10 protein-coding genes are annotated in these 13,907 nt (G+C 59.2%); 1 reads left to right on the top strand and 9 read right to left on the bottom strand.

Features of this window, described 5'->3' with window-relative positions:
- The 7 genes from fliG to KQ940_RS14845 form a co-directional block, all read right to left on the bottom strand.
- Positions 1–996, bottom strand: a complete 996-nt coding sequence (fliG, locus tag KQ940_RS14875; RefSeq protein ID WP_343222665.1) for a flagellar motor switch protein FliG — start codon at positions 994–996, stop codon at positions 1–3.
- Positions 989–2,668, bottom strand: a complete 1,680-nt coding sequence (gene fliF, locus KQ940_RS14870) for a flagellar basal-body MS-ring/collar protein FliF (protein ID WP_217414526.1) — start codon at positions 2,666–2,668, stop codon at positions 989–991. Before fliF ends, fliG begins: the two co-directional genes overlap by 8 nt.
- A gap of 30 nt (positions 2,669–2,698) precedes the next feature.
- Positions 2,699–3,052, bottom strand: a complete 354-nt coding sequence (fliE, locus tag KQ940_RS14865) for a flagellar hook-basal body complex protein FliE (protein WP_217414525.1) — start codon at positions 3,050–3,052, stop codon at positions 2,699–2,701.
- 180 nt (positions 3,053–3,232) lie between these two features.
- Positions 3,233–3,862, bottom strand: a complete 630-nt coding sequence (locus tag KQ940_RS14860; protein ID WP_217414524.1) for a 3'-5' exonuclease — start codon at positions 3,860–3,862, stop codon at positions 3,233–3,235.
- Between the two features lies 1 nt (position 3,863).
- The gene (locus tag KQ940_RS14855; RefSeq protein ID WP_217414523.1) at positions 3,864–5,681 is read right to left on the bottom strand and encodes a DUF294 nucleotidyltransferase-like domain-containing protein; all 1,818 of its coding nucleotides are present in this window, start codon (positions 5,679–5,681) and stop codon (positions 3,864–3,866) included.
- Between the two features lie 145 nt (positions 5,682–5,826).
- On the bottom strand, positions 5,827–7,605 hold the full coding sequence (locus KQ940_RS14850) for a sodium:solute symporter family protein (RefSeq protein WP_217414522.1): 1,779 nt from the start codon (positions 7,603–7,605) through the stop codon (positions 5,827–5,829).
- Between the two features lie 24 nt (positions 7,606–7,629).
- Positions 7,630–7,887 carry a DUF4212 domain-containing protein gene (locus KQ940_RS14845; protein ID WP_188751095.1) on the bottom strand — a complete coding sequence of 86 codons (258 nt, stop codon included), beginning with the start codon at positions 7,885–7,887 and terminating at the stop codon, positions 7,630–7,632.
- A 314-nt stretch (positions 7,888–8,201) separates the two neighbouring features.
- Here KQ940_RS14845 and KQ940_RS14840 point away from each other — a divergent pair, with 314 nt between their 5' ends.
- Complete coding sequence (locus KQ940_RS14840; protein ID WP_217414521.1) at positions 8,202–12,134, top strand: hybrid sensor histidine kinase/response regulator; 3,933 nt, start codon at positions 8,202–8,204, stop codon at positions 12,132–12,134.
- A gap of 73 nt (positions 12,135–12,207) precedes the next feature.
- Here the strand turns inward: KQ940_RS14840 and KQ940_RS14835 are convergent, their stop codons facing one another.
- Both KQ940_RS14835 and KQ940_RS14830 read right to left on the bottom strand, forming a co-directional pair.
- The gene (locus tag KQ940_RS14835) at positions 12,208–12,873 is read right to left on the bottom strand and encodes a response regulator transcription factor (RefSeq protein WP_217414520.1); all 666 of its coding nucleotides are present in this window, start codon (positions 12,871–12,873) and stop codon (positions 12,208–12,210) included.
- A 338-nt stretch (positions 12,874–13,211) separates the two neighbouring features.
- Positions 13,212–13,907: AMP-binding enzyme (locus KQ940_RS14830; protein ID WP_217414519.1), on the bottom strand; the 696-nt coding region annotated here is incomplete at its 5' end.

The raw sequence follows: 13,907 nt of genomic DNA, 5'->3' as shown, positions 1-13,907 counted from the left end.
TTAGATCATATCTTCACCGCCACCGCCGAGGATAATCTCTCCCTCGTCGGCCAGACGGCGCGCCACTGACAGAATCTCTTTCTGCGCCGCCTCAACCTCGCTGACCCGCACCGGCCCCTTCGCCTCGAGGTCGTCACGCAGCAGTTCGGCAGCACGTTTGGACATGTTCTTGAAGATCTTCTCCTGCAGTGCCGTGTCGGCCCCCTTCAGCGCCACCACCAGGATATCGGTGGAGATCTCGCGCAGGATCACCTGAATACTCATATCGTCCACGTCGAGCAGATTGTCGAACACGAACATCAGGTCCTGAATCTCCTGCGCCAGACCCTCGTCGGTATCCTTGATCGCATCCATCAACTCGGCTTCGATGGTGGAGTCCAGATAGTTCATGATATCTGCAGTATGGCGCACACCACCCAGGCGCGTGGTCTGACTGGTGCGCGTACCGGTGAACTGGGACTCCAGCATATCGTTGAGCTCCTGCAGCGCCTGGGGCTGGATACGATCCAGCGCGGCGATGCGCATCACCATATCGGTACGCACCTTATCATCGAAAAAACTCAGCACGCTGGCCGCCTGATCCGGATCCAGATAGGCCACCACCACCGCCTGTATCTGCGGATGCTCATAGCGCAGCAGCTCCGCCACCTGACGCGGGTCCATCCAGCGCAGCGTATCGAGCCCCGAGGTATTGGTGGTCATCAGTATGCGGTCGATCAGCGTCTTGGCCTTCTCTTCGCCCAGCGCCTGATTCAGCATCGCCTTGATGTAGCGGTCGTTATTGATACCGATACCGGTCTGGTCACTGACCACACCAAGAAAATCGGTTACTACCGCTTCTACTCGGGATTGGGGAACGTTATCCAGCTGGGTCATCGCCTCGCCGATGCGCTGCACCTCTTTGGGACCAAGGTGTTTAAGCACCTCTGCCGCATCGGACTCGCCCAGACTGATCAGCAGGATGGCGGCCTTCTCAATATCGGTCAGCTCACTCACGCTCAACCACCCACTGGCGAACAGCCTGAGCTACCTTTGCCGGATCCTCTGCGACCATGCTGCGTATGGCATTGAGCTGATACTCGAAACTTTCGTTGGGTGTTGCCATCATGCTTTTATCGATACCACCGAAGGTAACCTTGTCATCGGCGATCCCGGCCCCCTCCAAACCTTCGAGTTCAGCCGACACATCGCCGGCTGGCCCCAGTTTGATCTCCTCTTTGCCGGAGCCGGCATTGGCAAGGCTCTTCAAAATCGGCCGCAATACGCCGAGTACCAGAATCAGCACGAACAGCGCCGCCATCAGCTGCTTGCCGAGATCCCAGAACCACTCCTGCTGCCAGAATGAGAGCTCCTCCTCCTGCACCTGTTCCGGTGGCACGAAGGGGGAGTTCACCACGGTCACGCTATCGCCACGCACCGCGGAGTAACCAACCGCGTTCTGCACCAGCAGGCGCAGACGCTCCAGCTCGCCCTGCTGCCACTGGGTGCGAATCTGGCTGCCATCCTCGGGGTTAATACTGACCAGGTCATCGACCACCACCGCAACACTCAGCCGCTGTACCCGGCCCTGCTGATGCTTGGTATAGCTGACGGTGCGATCCAGCTCGTAGTTGCGTACCGCCTGCTCGCGACTCGAACCGCTGGCGGTACCGCCTGCCGCCATCGAGCCGCCATCGGTACCAACCTGCTCAGGCACACTGCTCGGCCCCGGCGGCTGATTCGACAGCGCACCCGGCACGCCGCCGACATCGACGCCGGCCGCCCGGTTCTCCTCCAGCGTTTTCTCGCTGCGCAGGGCGGGCAGATCAGGATTGAACATCTCGTCAGCCTGCTCGATCTGGGTAAAATCGATCTCGGCCGACACCTCAGCCCTGAAATTACCCAACCCAAGCACCGGCTGCAGAATGCTGTTCACGCGATTGAGCAGCGTATCTTCGACACTGCGGGTGTACTCCAGCTGTTTTGCCGCCAGCACCACATCGACATCGGCATCGCGGGTATTGAGCAGACGCCCCTTCTGATCGACCACCGTCACATCGTTGACGTCCAACTCGGGGATACTGGAGGCGACAAGATTGGCGATGGCGGCGACCTGGTTACGCTCCAGCGTGCGACCGGAAAACAGTTCAACGAATACCGACGCACGGGGTTTACGGGAGTCACGAATAAACACCGACTCTTTGGGAATCGCCAGATGCACCCTGGCGCTGCGGATCGCCAGCATGCTTGAGATCGTTCGCGCCAGCTCGCCCTCAAGGCCACGGCGGTAACGCGCCGTCTCCATGAACTGACTGGTTCCCAGCCCCTGCTCCCGGTCCAGCAGCTCGAAACCCACCGTTTTATCGTTGGTAAAGCCATCGGCGGCCAACCTCAGCCGAGCCTGGTGCACACGATCCTGCGGCACCAGAATGGCGCGACCGGCCGCATCGAATTCATAGGGTATCTGCAACTGATCGAGCTGCGCGATGACGTCATTGGCGTCGGCAAAGCTGAGATTGGAAAACAGTACGCGGTAGTCCGGTTCCTGAGACCAGAGCACTACGGCAAAGCCGATCGCGATGCTGGCAGCCAGCCCCACCATCAAACCGAGCTGACGCAGGATCCCCAGGCTATTAAAGCCCGACATCCAGCCCCCCTTCGCTCCGATTTGTCCCGCGGTGTTATCCATGCAGCCTCAAAACACTAGTTCAAGCGATGATCAGATCGACATGCTCATTATATCTTCATAAGCCTTGACCAGGCGATTGCGCACCTGGGTCATGGCCTGGAACGAGACCGACGCTTTCTGCGCCTGAATCATCACCTGCGGCAGATCGACGCTTGGATCGCCCAGCTCATATGCAGTCGCCAATTTTTTGGCTTCTGCCTGCTGAGAGTTCACCTCATCGATCGCCATCTTCAACAGGTCGCCGAAGCCCCCCTTCTGAGCTTCCTCGACCTTTTGACCGGCGACAACCTGGGGCATCTCGATCTGCCGAGCCCCTTGCTGAGCCTGCGCTTTCAGCGCCCGCATCTGTTCGAGAACCCCGTTGATATCGGCACGTTCGATCATGCAACACCCCTAACCTGCGCGGCAATATTTTGACATTATAGATTTCAACCGCTCGGCATCAACCTTTTACGACTGCAAAAGCGACAATTTTTCGTCAGAAATAGTGAACTTATCGCTCCAGCATAGGCCAAGCAAAAAACGGGCCATCGGCCCGTTTGATTATATGCAGCATGCAGGAGATCAGTGCGTATTCGTCGGGGACTGCCCGTGCTTCAGGCGAACATACATCAAGGCCACGGTGATCGCATCGCCCAGGGCGGTGTGACGCTGGATAATCGGTATATCGAGCTTGCTGGCGATGGTATCGAAGCGCAGATCCACATCGCCACCGACATGCTTCCACTTGATGATGTCGTGATAGACATGGGACAGCTCGATCGCTTTATTTGGCAAGCCAAAACCGTACCGCGGACGCAGGAACTTGTCGATGACGCGGATATCGTAGTTGACGTAATAGCCGAGAATCGGCCGGTTACCAATGAAATTCAGCAACTGCTCAAGCGCGTCCTCAAGCTCGATACCGTCGCTGAGGTCACTGGCGCGGATCTTATGCACCTTGATCGACTCACCGGTCAGGCTGTGCGGTGGCTTGAGCCGGATATCCAGGCGGTCGCTGGTCTTCACCCTCTTGCCCTGAATGCGGACCGCGCCGATGGAGAGTATCTCGGCCTGGGCGACATCCAGGCTAGTGGTTTCGCAATCCAGGGAGACCACCTCGTCGCCATCATAGGATTCGAACAGATTCGCCCAAGGACCGTTCCTGTGCGTGCGACGATCCTGCAGGCGCCTTATCGTTCTCGGAATTATCATCTCAGCCTCCCAGGTGATAGCGTAGCGTCAGATGCTTCTTGAAGCTCTTCACCACCTGCAATGCATCGCGCAACAGATCGCGCTCCATTCTATTAAGTCGCTGCAACTCGATCAGGTTCGGAGTCGGATCGAACCCATCCGCACTCTCCTCCACCCGGCGCATCTGCTGCCTGAGTCGCAGCTGGACGAAGAGGGACAGCGCCTCGGAGATCTCCCTGCCCTCTCTCTCCTGCAGCTGGCCGGATTCGATTAACGCTTCGATACGCTTATAAGTGTTGGTCGCCAGGATCCGGTGTTCAAGCGCCAGCGTGCGTACTCCATGCACTATCGGGAAAATACCGCCCTTCTTTATATCCAGCTCTGACTTGTCCTTGAGGTTACCGAAGAAGGTCAACGGGGTATCAAACTCGATAGCGGCCCGCGCAAAGTGGGAAAAGAAGACATCATTATTACGCAGGTGACGCAAGAACCAATTGCGCGCCACCTTGAACAGGGCCTGATTCCCCGCCACCGGCTTGGCATCGACGGCAATAGCCAGCTTCATCTGCGCTTCGCCTTCACAGGTTTCCGCCCAGTCACTCAACTTCTGCGTCCAGTCACCGACCGAATTCACCCACTCCGGGTTGGACACCATGATATTGCCCGGACAGGGCGGGAAGCCGAACGATATCAGCTTCTCACTGAATCTGTTCATGACCTCCTGCATCGAGGCCCAGGAGAGCCCGTCACGGTAGATCAACGCATTGTCCTGGTCGGTCTTCATGATCTGCTCGCCGCGCCCCTCCGAGCCCATCACGATCAGACAAACATGGGGCTGCATATCGGCGGGAATGACCAGATCGAACAGCTTGGCGATGATACGCCCATTCATGGCAGCCAACAGGTCCATGGTGAAGCGTATCTTGACCCCGGTCGAGATCAGCGCCTTGATCAGGTCGTTCAACCCCTGCGCCGCCTCGCGCAGATCATCGATCGACGAGGCACGTTCGATACGGATGCCGATCACATGAGAGTGGCTGGAGAAGTAACTGAGCACGTCGGTCAGCTCCACCACACCAAGCAGCGTCTGACCGCTCATCACCACCACACGCTCGATCTGCTGCCGGGTCATCATGACCAACGCGTTGAACAGGTAATCATCGGGATCGGCGGTGACCAAGCGGTAGGAGGCCAGGTCCGACACATCGCTATCCAGCGCCATCTCTTTCAACACCACAGCATCGAGCAGATCGGTGCCGGTCACCATGCCGAAACGCCCCCCCTTACGCGCCAGCAGGCAGTCCGCCTTGGATTCGCGCATCAGCCGTGTCGCGTCGCGGATGCTGGTACCCTCCTCTACGATCAGCGGTTCACGTATGGTAGCGCTGGTAATTTTCGACAGCATGAACTCGGCCATATCCTGACCCTTGCCATGCTGAGCGGCGATCTCGGTTTTAACCGCAAAGTCCTGCTGAAAGTAATCAGCAAACAGCGCATTGCTCTGCATCAACTCAAGCAGAATGCGAGTCGGCAGGATATGGCAGATCGTCTCCTCTTCCGCGATGAAATCGTGAATCGCCCGCCCTCGCAGCGCCGACCAACCGCCAAAGTAATCCTCGTTTTCATAGTGGACATAGACTTGCCGCTGATCTTCGCCCGCTTCGCTTTCGCGCACCCGCCCCTTGAGAATCACGTGCACGCCTTCCGGCACCTCGCCGGCGGCAATGATCTTCTCCCCCTGCTGGAAGTAAGCGAGATCCAGGTTGGCACTGACCAGAGCCTGCTCGCTTTGATCCAGCAAACTGAATGGAATGTTGTCCATCTTGAATGAATCTGGCATTCGATCCTCCTCGTATGCGCCGGGCCTTGCTCAGTAAGTCATACCAAGATTATGGCCCGTGATACGGGCTTACCCTCGAAAAGCAGAAGGGGCACACCAACCTGCGCCGGCGTGCCCCTCCTTGTTATTGCGACCGATTCAGGGATCAGTGCGCATGAGCTGCACCGGCACCGCGCGGGATACGGATATCCTCAACGATGTGCTGGATCTCTTCCGGCGGCGGCGGGGTCATTGACGACACCACGTAGGCCACGATGAAGTTCAGGATCATGCCGACAGTACCGAAGCCTTCCGGGGAGATACCCAGGATCAGCTGGTCAGCGGAACCACCCATGAACTTGAAGTAGATGATGTAGGACATGGTGCTGACCAGACCCACCAGCATACCGCTAACCGCGCCCTGGGTATTCATGCGAGTGCTGAAGATACCCATGATGATGACCGGGAACACCGAAGAGGCTGCCAGACCGAAGGCCAGGGCGACCACCTGGGCCACGAAGCCCGGCGGGTTGATACCGAAGTAACCGGCGATCAGGATGGCGACGATAGCGGCGAGACGCGCGTACATCAGCTCCTGCTTGTCGGTGATATTCGGATTCAGGGTCTTCTTCATCAGGTCATGCGAGATCGAGGTCGAGATAACCAGCAGCAGACCGGCCGCAGTGGACAGGGCCGCAGCAACCGCACCGGCGGCAACCAGGGCGATAACCCAGTTCGGCAGCTGCGCGATCTCCGGGTTGGCCAGTACCATGATGTCGCGGTCGACATAGACTTCGTTGACACCGTCGGACGGGTTGGTGGTGATACGCTGCATATCGGCGTTGCCGTCTACACGACCGTCGCCGAAGGCAGGCTTACCCTTGAACGCATCGCCGGCAGAGTAGTGCACCTTGCCGTCGCCGTTCTTGTCGTTCCACGCGATCAGACCGGCATTCTCCCAGTTCTTGAACCAGGACGGCATCTCGGCGTAGGCGACACCTGCTTTGTCCTGACCGTTGATGGTCTGGATCAGGTTCACACGGCCGAATCCTGCAACCGCCGGAACGGTGGTGTACAGAATGGCGATGAAGATCAGCGCCCAGCCGGCGGACAGACGGGCATCCTTTACGCGCGGCACGGTGAAGAAACGTACGATAACGTGTGGCAGACCTGCGGTACCACACATCAGTGCAGCGGTCAGGAAGAAGATGTCGATAGTGGTTTTCTTACCGGCTGTATACTCGGCAAAGCCCAGCTCCACGGAGAGCTCGTTCAGCGTGGTCAGAACGGACTTACCGTTTTCCAGGGTAGCACCCAGACCGGTCTGCGGCAGGAAGTGGCCGGTAACCTGCATGGACAGGAAGATCGCCGGCACCATGAACGCCAGAATCAGCACCACGTACTGAGCCACCTGAGTGTAGGTGATCCCTTTCATACCGCCGAGTACAGCGTAGAAGAACACGATCGCCATACCGATGATAACGCCGGTATTGATGTCCACGTGCAGGTAACGCGAGAACACGATGCCAACACCGCGCATCTGACCTGCCACGTAGGTGAAGGAGATGACGATGGTGCAGATAACCGCAATGGTGCGCGCGGTGTTGGAGTAGTAGCGGTCACCAACGAAGTCAGGCACGGTGAACTTGCCGAACTTACGCAGGTAGGGCGCCAGCAGCATCGCCAGCAGCACGTAACCGCCGGTCCAGCCCATCAGGTAGGCGGTACCGTCACGGCCGATAAAGGAGACGATACCGGCCAGGGAGATAAACGATGCAGCCGACATCCAGTCAGCGGCAGTCGCCATACCGTTGGCGATCGGCGGTACACCGCCACCGGCCACGTAGAACTCTTTGGTTGAACCCGCGCGCGCCCATATCGCGATCCCGATATAGAGTGCGAACGACCCCCCGATAAACAGGTATGTGAGCAGATCAAGACTCATAGTGAGCGTCCTTCGTACTTATAGTTATTCGTGAACGTCATACTTCTCGTCGAGCTTGTTCATGCTGAACACGTATGCCCAGATCAGCCCGAGGAAGACGTAGATTGAACCCTGTTGCGCGAACCAGAACCCCAGCGGGAAGCCGAAGAACTGGATCTGGTCCAGAGCATCAACGAACAGGATGCCGCACCCGTAGGAGACGACAAACCAGATCGCGAGGTAGGTCATGATGATACGCAGGTTTTCTTTCCAGTAGGCCTGCGCACTGCTGTTGCTAGACATGGCACCATCCTTACTATTGTTTTTATACAAGACATGGAAGCAGACAGGCTGAATCTAACAAAGGCGCCGGGAGATAAAATCCCCGACTTTAGTCTGATTCATACTGTCTACAATCCGGCCCTCAGCGCTGCATCGCCCGCGCCAGTAGCGTCAGCCTCACAATAGTGCGCCGGCTGGGTGAAAAACAACCTAGACCAAGGTCTTAGGGTTCTGATTCCAATATTTACGGGCACAACCGGCACTGGCTCCCCTGTGCCGGAAAGGCAGGTTACACTGGCAGTATGAATTTTCTTTGAAAAGCGGAAAGTGTCGACATGTTATCAGGCTGGACCATCATACTGATCTCACTTGCCTACCTCTGCCTGCTCTTCGCCCTAGCCTATTACGGCGATAAAAGCAGCTCAGGCAAGCAGTGGGCGAGCAACCCTTGGGTCTACTCGCTGTCGCTGGCGGTGTACTGCTCCTCCTGGACCTTTTACGGTGCCGTAGGCCGCGCCGCATCGACCGGCTGGGAGTTCATGGCCACTTACCTGGGGCCGGCACTGGTATTCCTGTTCGCTTGGCGGGTAATCGAAAAGATCATCCTGATCAGCAAGCAGCAGAACATCACCTCCATCTCCGACTTCATCTCCTCTCGCTACGGCAAGAGCCAAAGCCTGGCGGTGTTGGTCACCGTCATCGCGGTATTGGGCACCATCCCCTATATCGCGCTGCAGTTGAAGGCCGTAGCGATCAGCTACAACGCGCTCGCCCCCGGCGCCACCGAGGCGTTGAGCAAGGGTAGCGATACCGCACTGTTCGTCGCGCTGGCGATGGCGGTGTTCGGCATTCTGTTCGGCACCCGCCACATCGATGCTACCGAACACCACGAGGGCCTGGTACTGGCGGTAGCCTTTGAGTCGATCATCAAGCTGATGGCGTTTATCGCCATCGGATTATTTGTCACCTTCGGTCTGTTCGGCGGCATCGATGGCCTGGTCAGCAATATTCAGCTACAGCTGCGCGACAATGCCAACTTCAGCTCCCTGTTTGGTGGCAGTTTTTTGACGGAGGTGCTGCTTGCCTGTGGCGCAGCCATCTGCCTGCCTCGTCAATTTCATGTCACCATCGTCGAGAATACCGACAGCCGCAATCTGCGTACCGCCCGCTGGGTGTTCCCGCTCTATCTGCTCCTGCTCTCGCTTTTCGTACTGCCGATCGCCACCGGCGGACTGAACTACTTCGGTCAAAACGGTGTGGATGCCGACACCTTTGTGCTGATGCTGCCACTGGCCGAGGGCCGCGAGTTTCTCGCCACCTTTGCCTTTATCGGGGGCCTCTCCGCAGCCACCAGCATGGTGATTGTCGCCAGCATCACTCTGGCCACCATGGTCTGTAACGACATCGTGATTCCGGTACTGCTGCGCATTCCGCAGCTGCATCTATCCGAGTCCGCCGACATGGGCGCCCTGCTGCTGAGGGTGCGTCGCGTCACCATCATCACCCTGCTGCTGCTCGGCTACTTCTACTACCGCATTCTTGGCGAGCAGGGCTCCCTGGCCTCCTTCGGCCTGCTCGCCTTTGTCGCAGCGATCCAGTTCCTGCCCGCCATCCTGGGCGGCATCTACTGGAAGCGCGGCAACCGTCATGGCGTACTCGCCGGGCTCAGCGCCGGCTTCCTGCTGTGGATCTACACTCTGGTGCTGCCGTCGATGCAAAGCGCGCATCTGGTACCGACCTACCTGCTCGAGGGTAGCTGGATCACACCGCACTGGCTGGCGCCAACCGGCCTGCTGGGAATCGATTTCCTCGACCCTCTGACTCACGGAGTGCTCTGGAGCCTGAGCCTGAACACCCTGCTCTATATCCTCGTTTCCGCACTAACCAACCAGCGCCTGGTCGATCGCATCCAGGCCAGTGCGTTTACCAACGTCCACGCCAAGGGGTTTTCCGAACCCGGCCGCCTCACCAGTCAGGTAACGGTCGGTGACCTGCAGATGCTGACCGAGCGCTTTCTCGGCATCAGTCGCACCCAGCACGCCTTTACCGGCTTTGCCCTGCAACGCGGTGAGGAGCCTGCGTTGGCCGGCAGCAAGGCGGCGCCCGAGCTGATTCAATACACGGAACGTCTGCTGGCGGGCGCCATAGGCGCCTCCTCTGCCCGCATCGTCATGGATTCGACCCTGCGCGGCAAGGAGATGGAGATCGGCGACGTGGTCGCCATCGTCGACGAGGCGTCTCAAGCGTTGCGCTTCAACCGCTCGCTGCTGCAATCCACGATCGAGAACATCAGCCTGGGGATCAGCGTAGTCGATCAACGGATGCGTCTGGTGGCTTGGAATCAACGCTATATCGACATGTTCAACTACCCGGAGGGGCTGGTCTGCGTTGGCCGGCCGATCGAGGAGGTGTTCCGCTATAACGCGGTCCGTGGCGAGTACGGTATGAGCAACGGCAGTATCGATGAGCAGGTGGAGGAGCGACTGTCACTGATAAGCTCGGGCCAGCCGCATGCATTCGAGCGCTACCGCCCCGACGGCACCGTACTTGAGGTACGCGGCAACCCGATGCCGAACGGCGGCTACGTCAACACCTACATGGATATCACTCAGCACAAACGCACCGAGGAGGCGCTGCGCGAGAGCGAGCAGAACGTGCGTATCTACACCGATAATGTTCCGGTGCTGATCGCCTACCTGGACCCCGACCGTAACTTCCTGTTCGTCAACAAGGCCTACGCCGATGCGTTCGGCATCGACCGGCATACCATCGCCGGTACGCCGTCACACAAGATTCTGCCGAAAGAGGAGCACGAACAGCGCCAGCACTATATCCGCAAGGTGCTATCCGGTGAGCGCCAGCGCTTCGAGACCCGGATGCCGACGCGGGACGACTCGGTGCGCTACGCCGAGGTCACCTATATCCCCCATATCGGCGAATATGGCGATGTGCTGGGTTACTTCACGCTGTACCAGGACATTACCGAGCGCCGTAACGCCGAGATCGCGCTGCAGGAGACCAACGAGAATCTGGAGCAGCGTGTCCGTGAGCGCACCCACGCCCTATCGGTGGTCAACAAGGAGCTGCGCAAGGAGAACACCGTCCGCGCACTGATGGAGGACGAGCTGCGTCAGGCCAAGTCCGACGCGGAAGCGGCCAACCTGGGCAAGACCCGCTTCCTCGCCGCCGCCAGCCACGACCTGCTGCAACCGCTGAACGCTGCCCGCCTGTTTACCTCGGCGCTGGCCCAGCAGACCCACCAGCCGGAGACCAACCAGCTGGTGGAGAACCTGGATAACGCGCTGCGTGCAGCGGAGGAGCTGATCACCGCGATACTCGATATCTCCAAACTGGATGCCGGCGCCCTGGAGCCCAACTTCAGCCACTTCGCGCTGGATGCCCTGTTCCAGCATCTGGCAGCCGAGTTCACCGCCGTCGCCAAGGAGAAGGGGCTGAACTTCCACCACGTCAACTGCAAACAGGTGGTGCATTCGGACCAGGCGCTGCTGCGGCGCATATTGCAGAACTTTCTCTCCAACGCCATCCGCTACACCACCAAGGGCAAGGTACTGCTCGGCGCGCGCCATCTGGGCGAGAGCCTGAGACTGGAGGTGTGGGATACCGGCGTCGGCATACCCGAAAGCAAGTTGGGCGAGGTGTTCGAGGAGTTTCGCCGCATCGACAACCCCAAGCATAGCGAAGTAAAGGGCCTTGGCCTGGGGCTGGCGATCACCGAGCGCATCGCCCGCATGCTCGGCCATCACCTCAGCGTTCGCTCCTGGCCGGGACAGGGCACGGTATTCAGCATCACCGTCCCGTTGGGCGACCCGAGTCGTGCGGAGCGGCCCAAACCTGAACAGCGCGGCTGGATCCGCAGCAAGGGGCTGAACGGCATCCGCGTGCTGGTGATCGATAATGAACCGAAGATTCTGGAGGGGATGTCGGCACTGCTGCAGGGCTGGTCCTGCGAGGTCCGTACCGCGCTTTCAGGCGCCCAGGCACTGGAGAGGGCAACCGGCGATAGCTGGGTTCCGGATATCGTCCTGGCCGACTACCATCTCGGCGAAACGGAAACCGGGTTGATGGCGCTGGCGCAACTGGCCCCCAGTCTGGACAAACCCGTTCCGGCCATTGTCATTACCGCGGACAGGACCGATGAGGTCACCAATGAGATCCGTGAATCGGGTGCACAACTGCTGAACAAGCCGATCAAACCGGCAGCGCTGCGTGCCCTGATCAACAAGATGATTGCCGGCAGCCGCAGCTGACACCGGCAGAGCGGAACAAAAAAGCGCTCTAACCGGGTCAGAGCGCCTTGATTGGACTGCCGCCGATACGGCGTTACACGGCGGGCTTGGGCAGCTCTACCCCCAAACGCTGGGCGGCGATGACCGCCTGGGTGCGGCTATGCACACCGAGCTTGCGCAGAATAGCGGTCACGTGAGCCTTGATCGTCGCCTCCGACACGTTCAACTCGTAGGCGATCTGCTTGTTCAGCAGCCCCTCGGTCAGCATCGTGAGTACGCGGAACTGTTGCGGTGTCAGCGATGCGAGTGCGGCGGCGAACTGCTGATCCTCCTCGGTGACCAGGTCATCCAGACTGTCGGAGATCTCCTGCGGCAACCACTCCTCGCCCTGCAGCACGGCGACGATTGCCTCCGAAATCACTTCCAGCGGTGCCGACTTGGGGATGAATCCCGACGCGCCGTAGTCTATCGCCCGCTTCATCACCTGCAGCTCTTCGCTGCCGGACACCACGACAACGGGAATGCCGGGATATTGTCCCCGCAGGAACACAAGACCGGAGAAGCCCTGAGCGCCCGGCATATGGATATCGAGAAGTACCAGGTCGGCATCGTCGTGAGATTCCACCCGCTCCTGAACCGCAGCCAGCGTGTCCGCCTCGAGAATGGTGACACCGGGAACGGCCTGCGTAACCGCCTGTTTCAAGGCAGCACGAAACAGCGGATGATCATCGGCAATAACGATCTTCTGGGCCAGTTGCATGCATTACTCCCCCACTTGTACCCGCAATCCTTTGACAGTTTTTATATCCCGATAGGCCGGCATCATATCAGGAATAGCGACTTTAAGGACACTTATTACACTCTAACAACAGCATATTTCCAGCCAACGACCCTGTCCAACTCCGCTTCTCCCCGCGGGATAGCGTACATCCTGTCATATCCTGCTCATGCGCTTCCCTGCGCTCGAAGGATACCGTACATCCTGTACATCGCCGCTCCTGCGCCTCCATGCGCTCGCGGCATACCGTACATCCTGTACGTAAAAACGCCCTGCCGGTCAGGGCAGGGCGTTTTCTTCAGCTGTCAGTAGTGCGGCGACTATTTGCTCTTGCGGTTCATGCGGTGCTCGATCAGATCATCGACTACGCTCGGATCCGCCAGGGTGGAGGTGTCGCCCAGCGCGCCGAAATCGTCCTCGGCGATCTTGCGCAGGATGCGGCGCATGATCTTGCCGGAGCGGGTTTTCGGCATGCCCGGTGCGAACTGGATCAGGTCCGGCGAGGCGATCGGGCCGATCTCGGAGCGAACCCAGTTACGCAGCTCCTTCATCAGCTCATCGCTCTGTTCGAAGCCCGACTGCAGCGTGACGTAGACGTAGATACCCTGACCCTTGAGGTCGTGCGGATAACCCACTACAGCGGCTTCAGCGACTGCCGGGTGCGCCACCAGTGCGGACTCGACCTCGGCGGTACCCATGCGGTGACCGGAGACGTTGATCACGTCGTCGACACGGCCGGTGATCCAGTAGTAACCGTCAGCATCGCGGCGGGCACCGTCACCGGTGGTGTAGTAGCCCTTGAAGCTGGTGAAGTAGGTATTGGTGAAGCGCTCGTGGTCACCCCAGATCGAGCGGCTCTGGCCCGGCCAGGAGTCCTTGATCACCAGGTTGCCTTCGGTAGCGCCCTCCAGCTCGTTACCCTCGTTGTCGACCAGCGCCGGCTGCACGCCGAAGAAGGGACGGGTTGCCGAACCCGGCTTGGTCGGCGTCGCGCCCGGCAGCGGCACGATCATGAT

It is taken from the genome of Marinobacterium ramblicola, from assembly GCF_019084545.1.
Classification (GTDB): Bacteria; Pseudomonadota; Gammaproteobacteria; order Pseudomonadales; family Balneatricaceae; genus Marinobacterium_D; species Marinobacterium_D ramblicola.
Note: the sequence above shows the minus strand (reverse complement) of the source record. Positions and strands in the feature narration are given on the sequence as shown.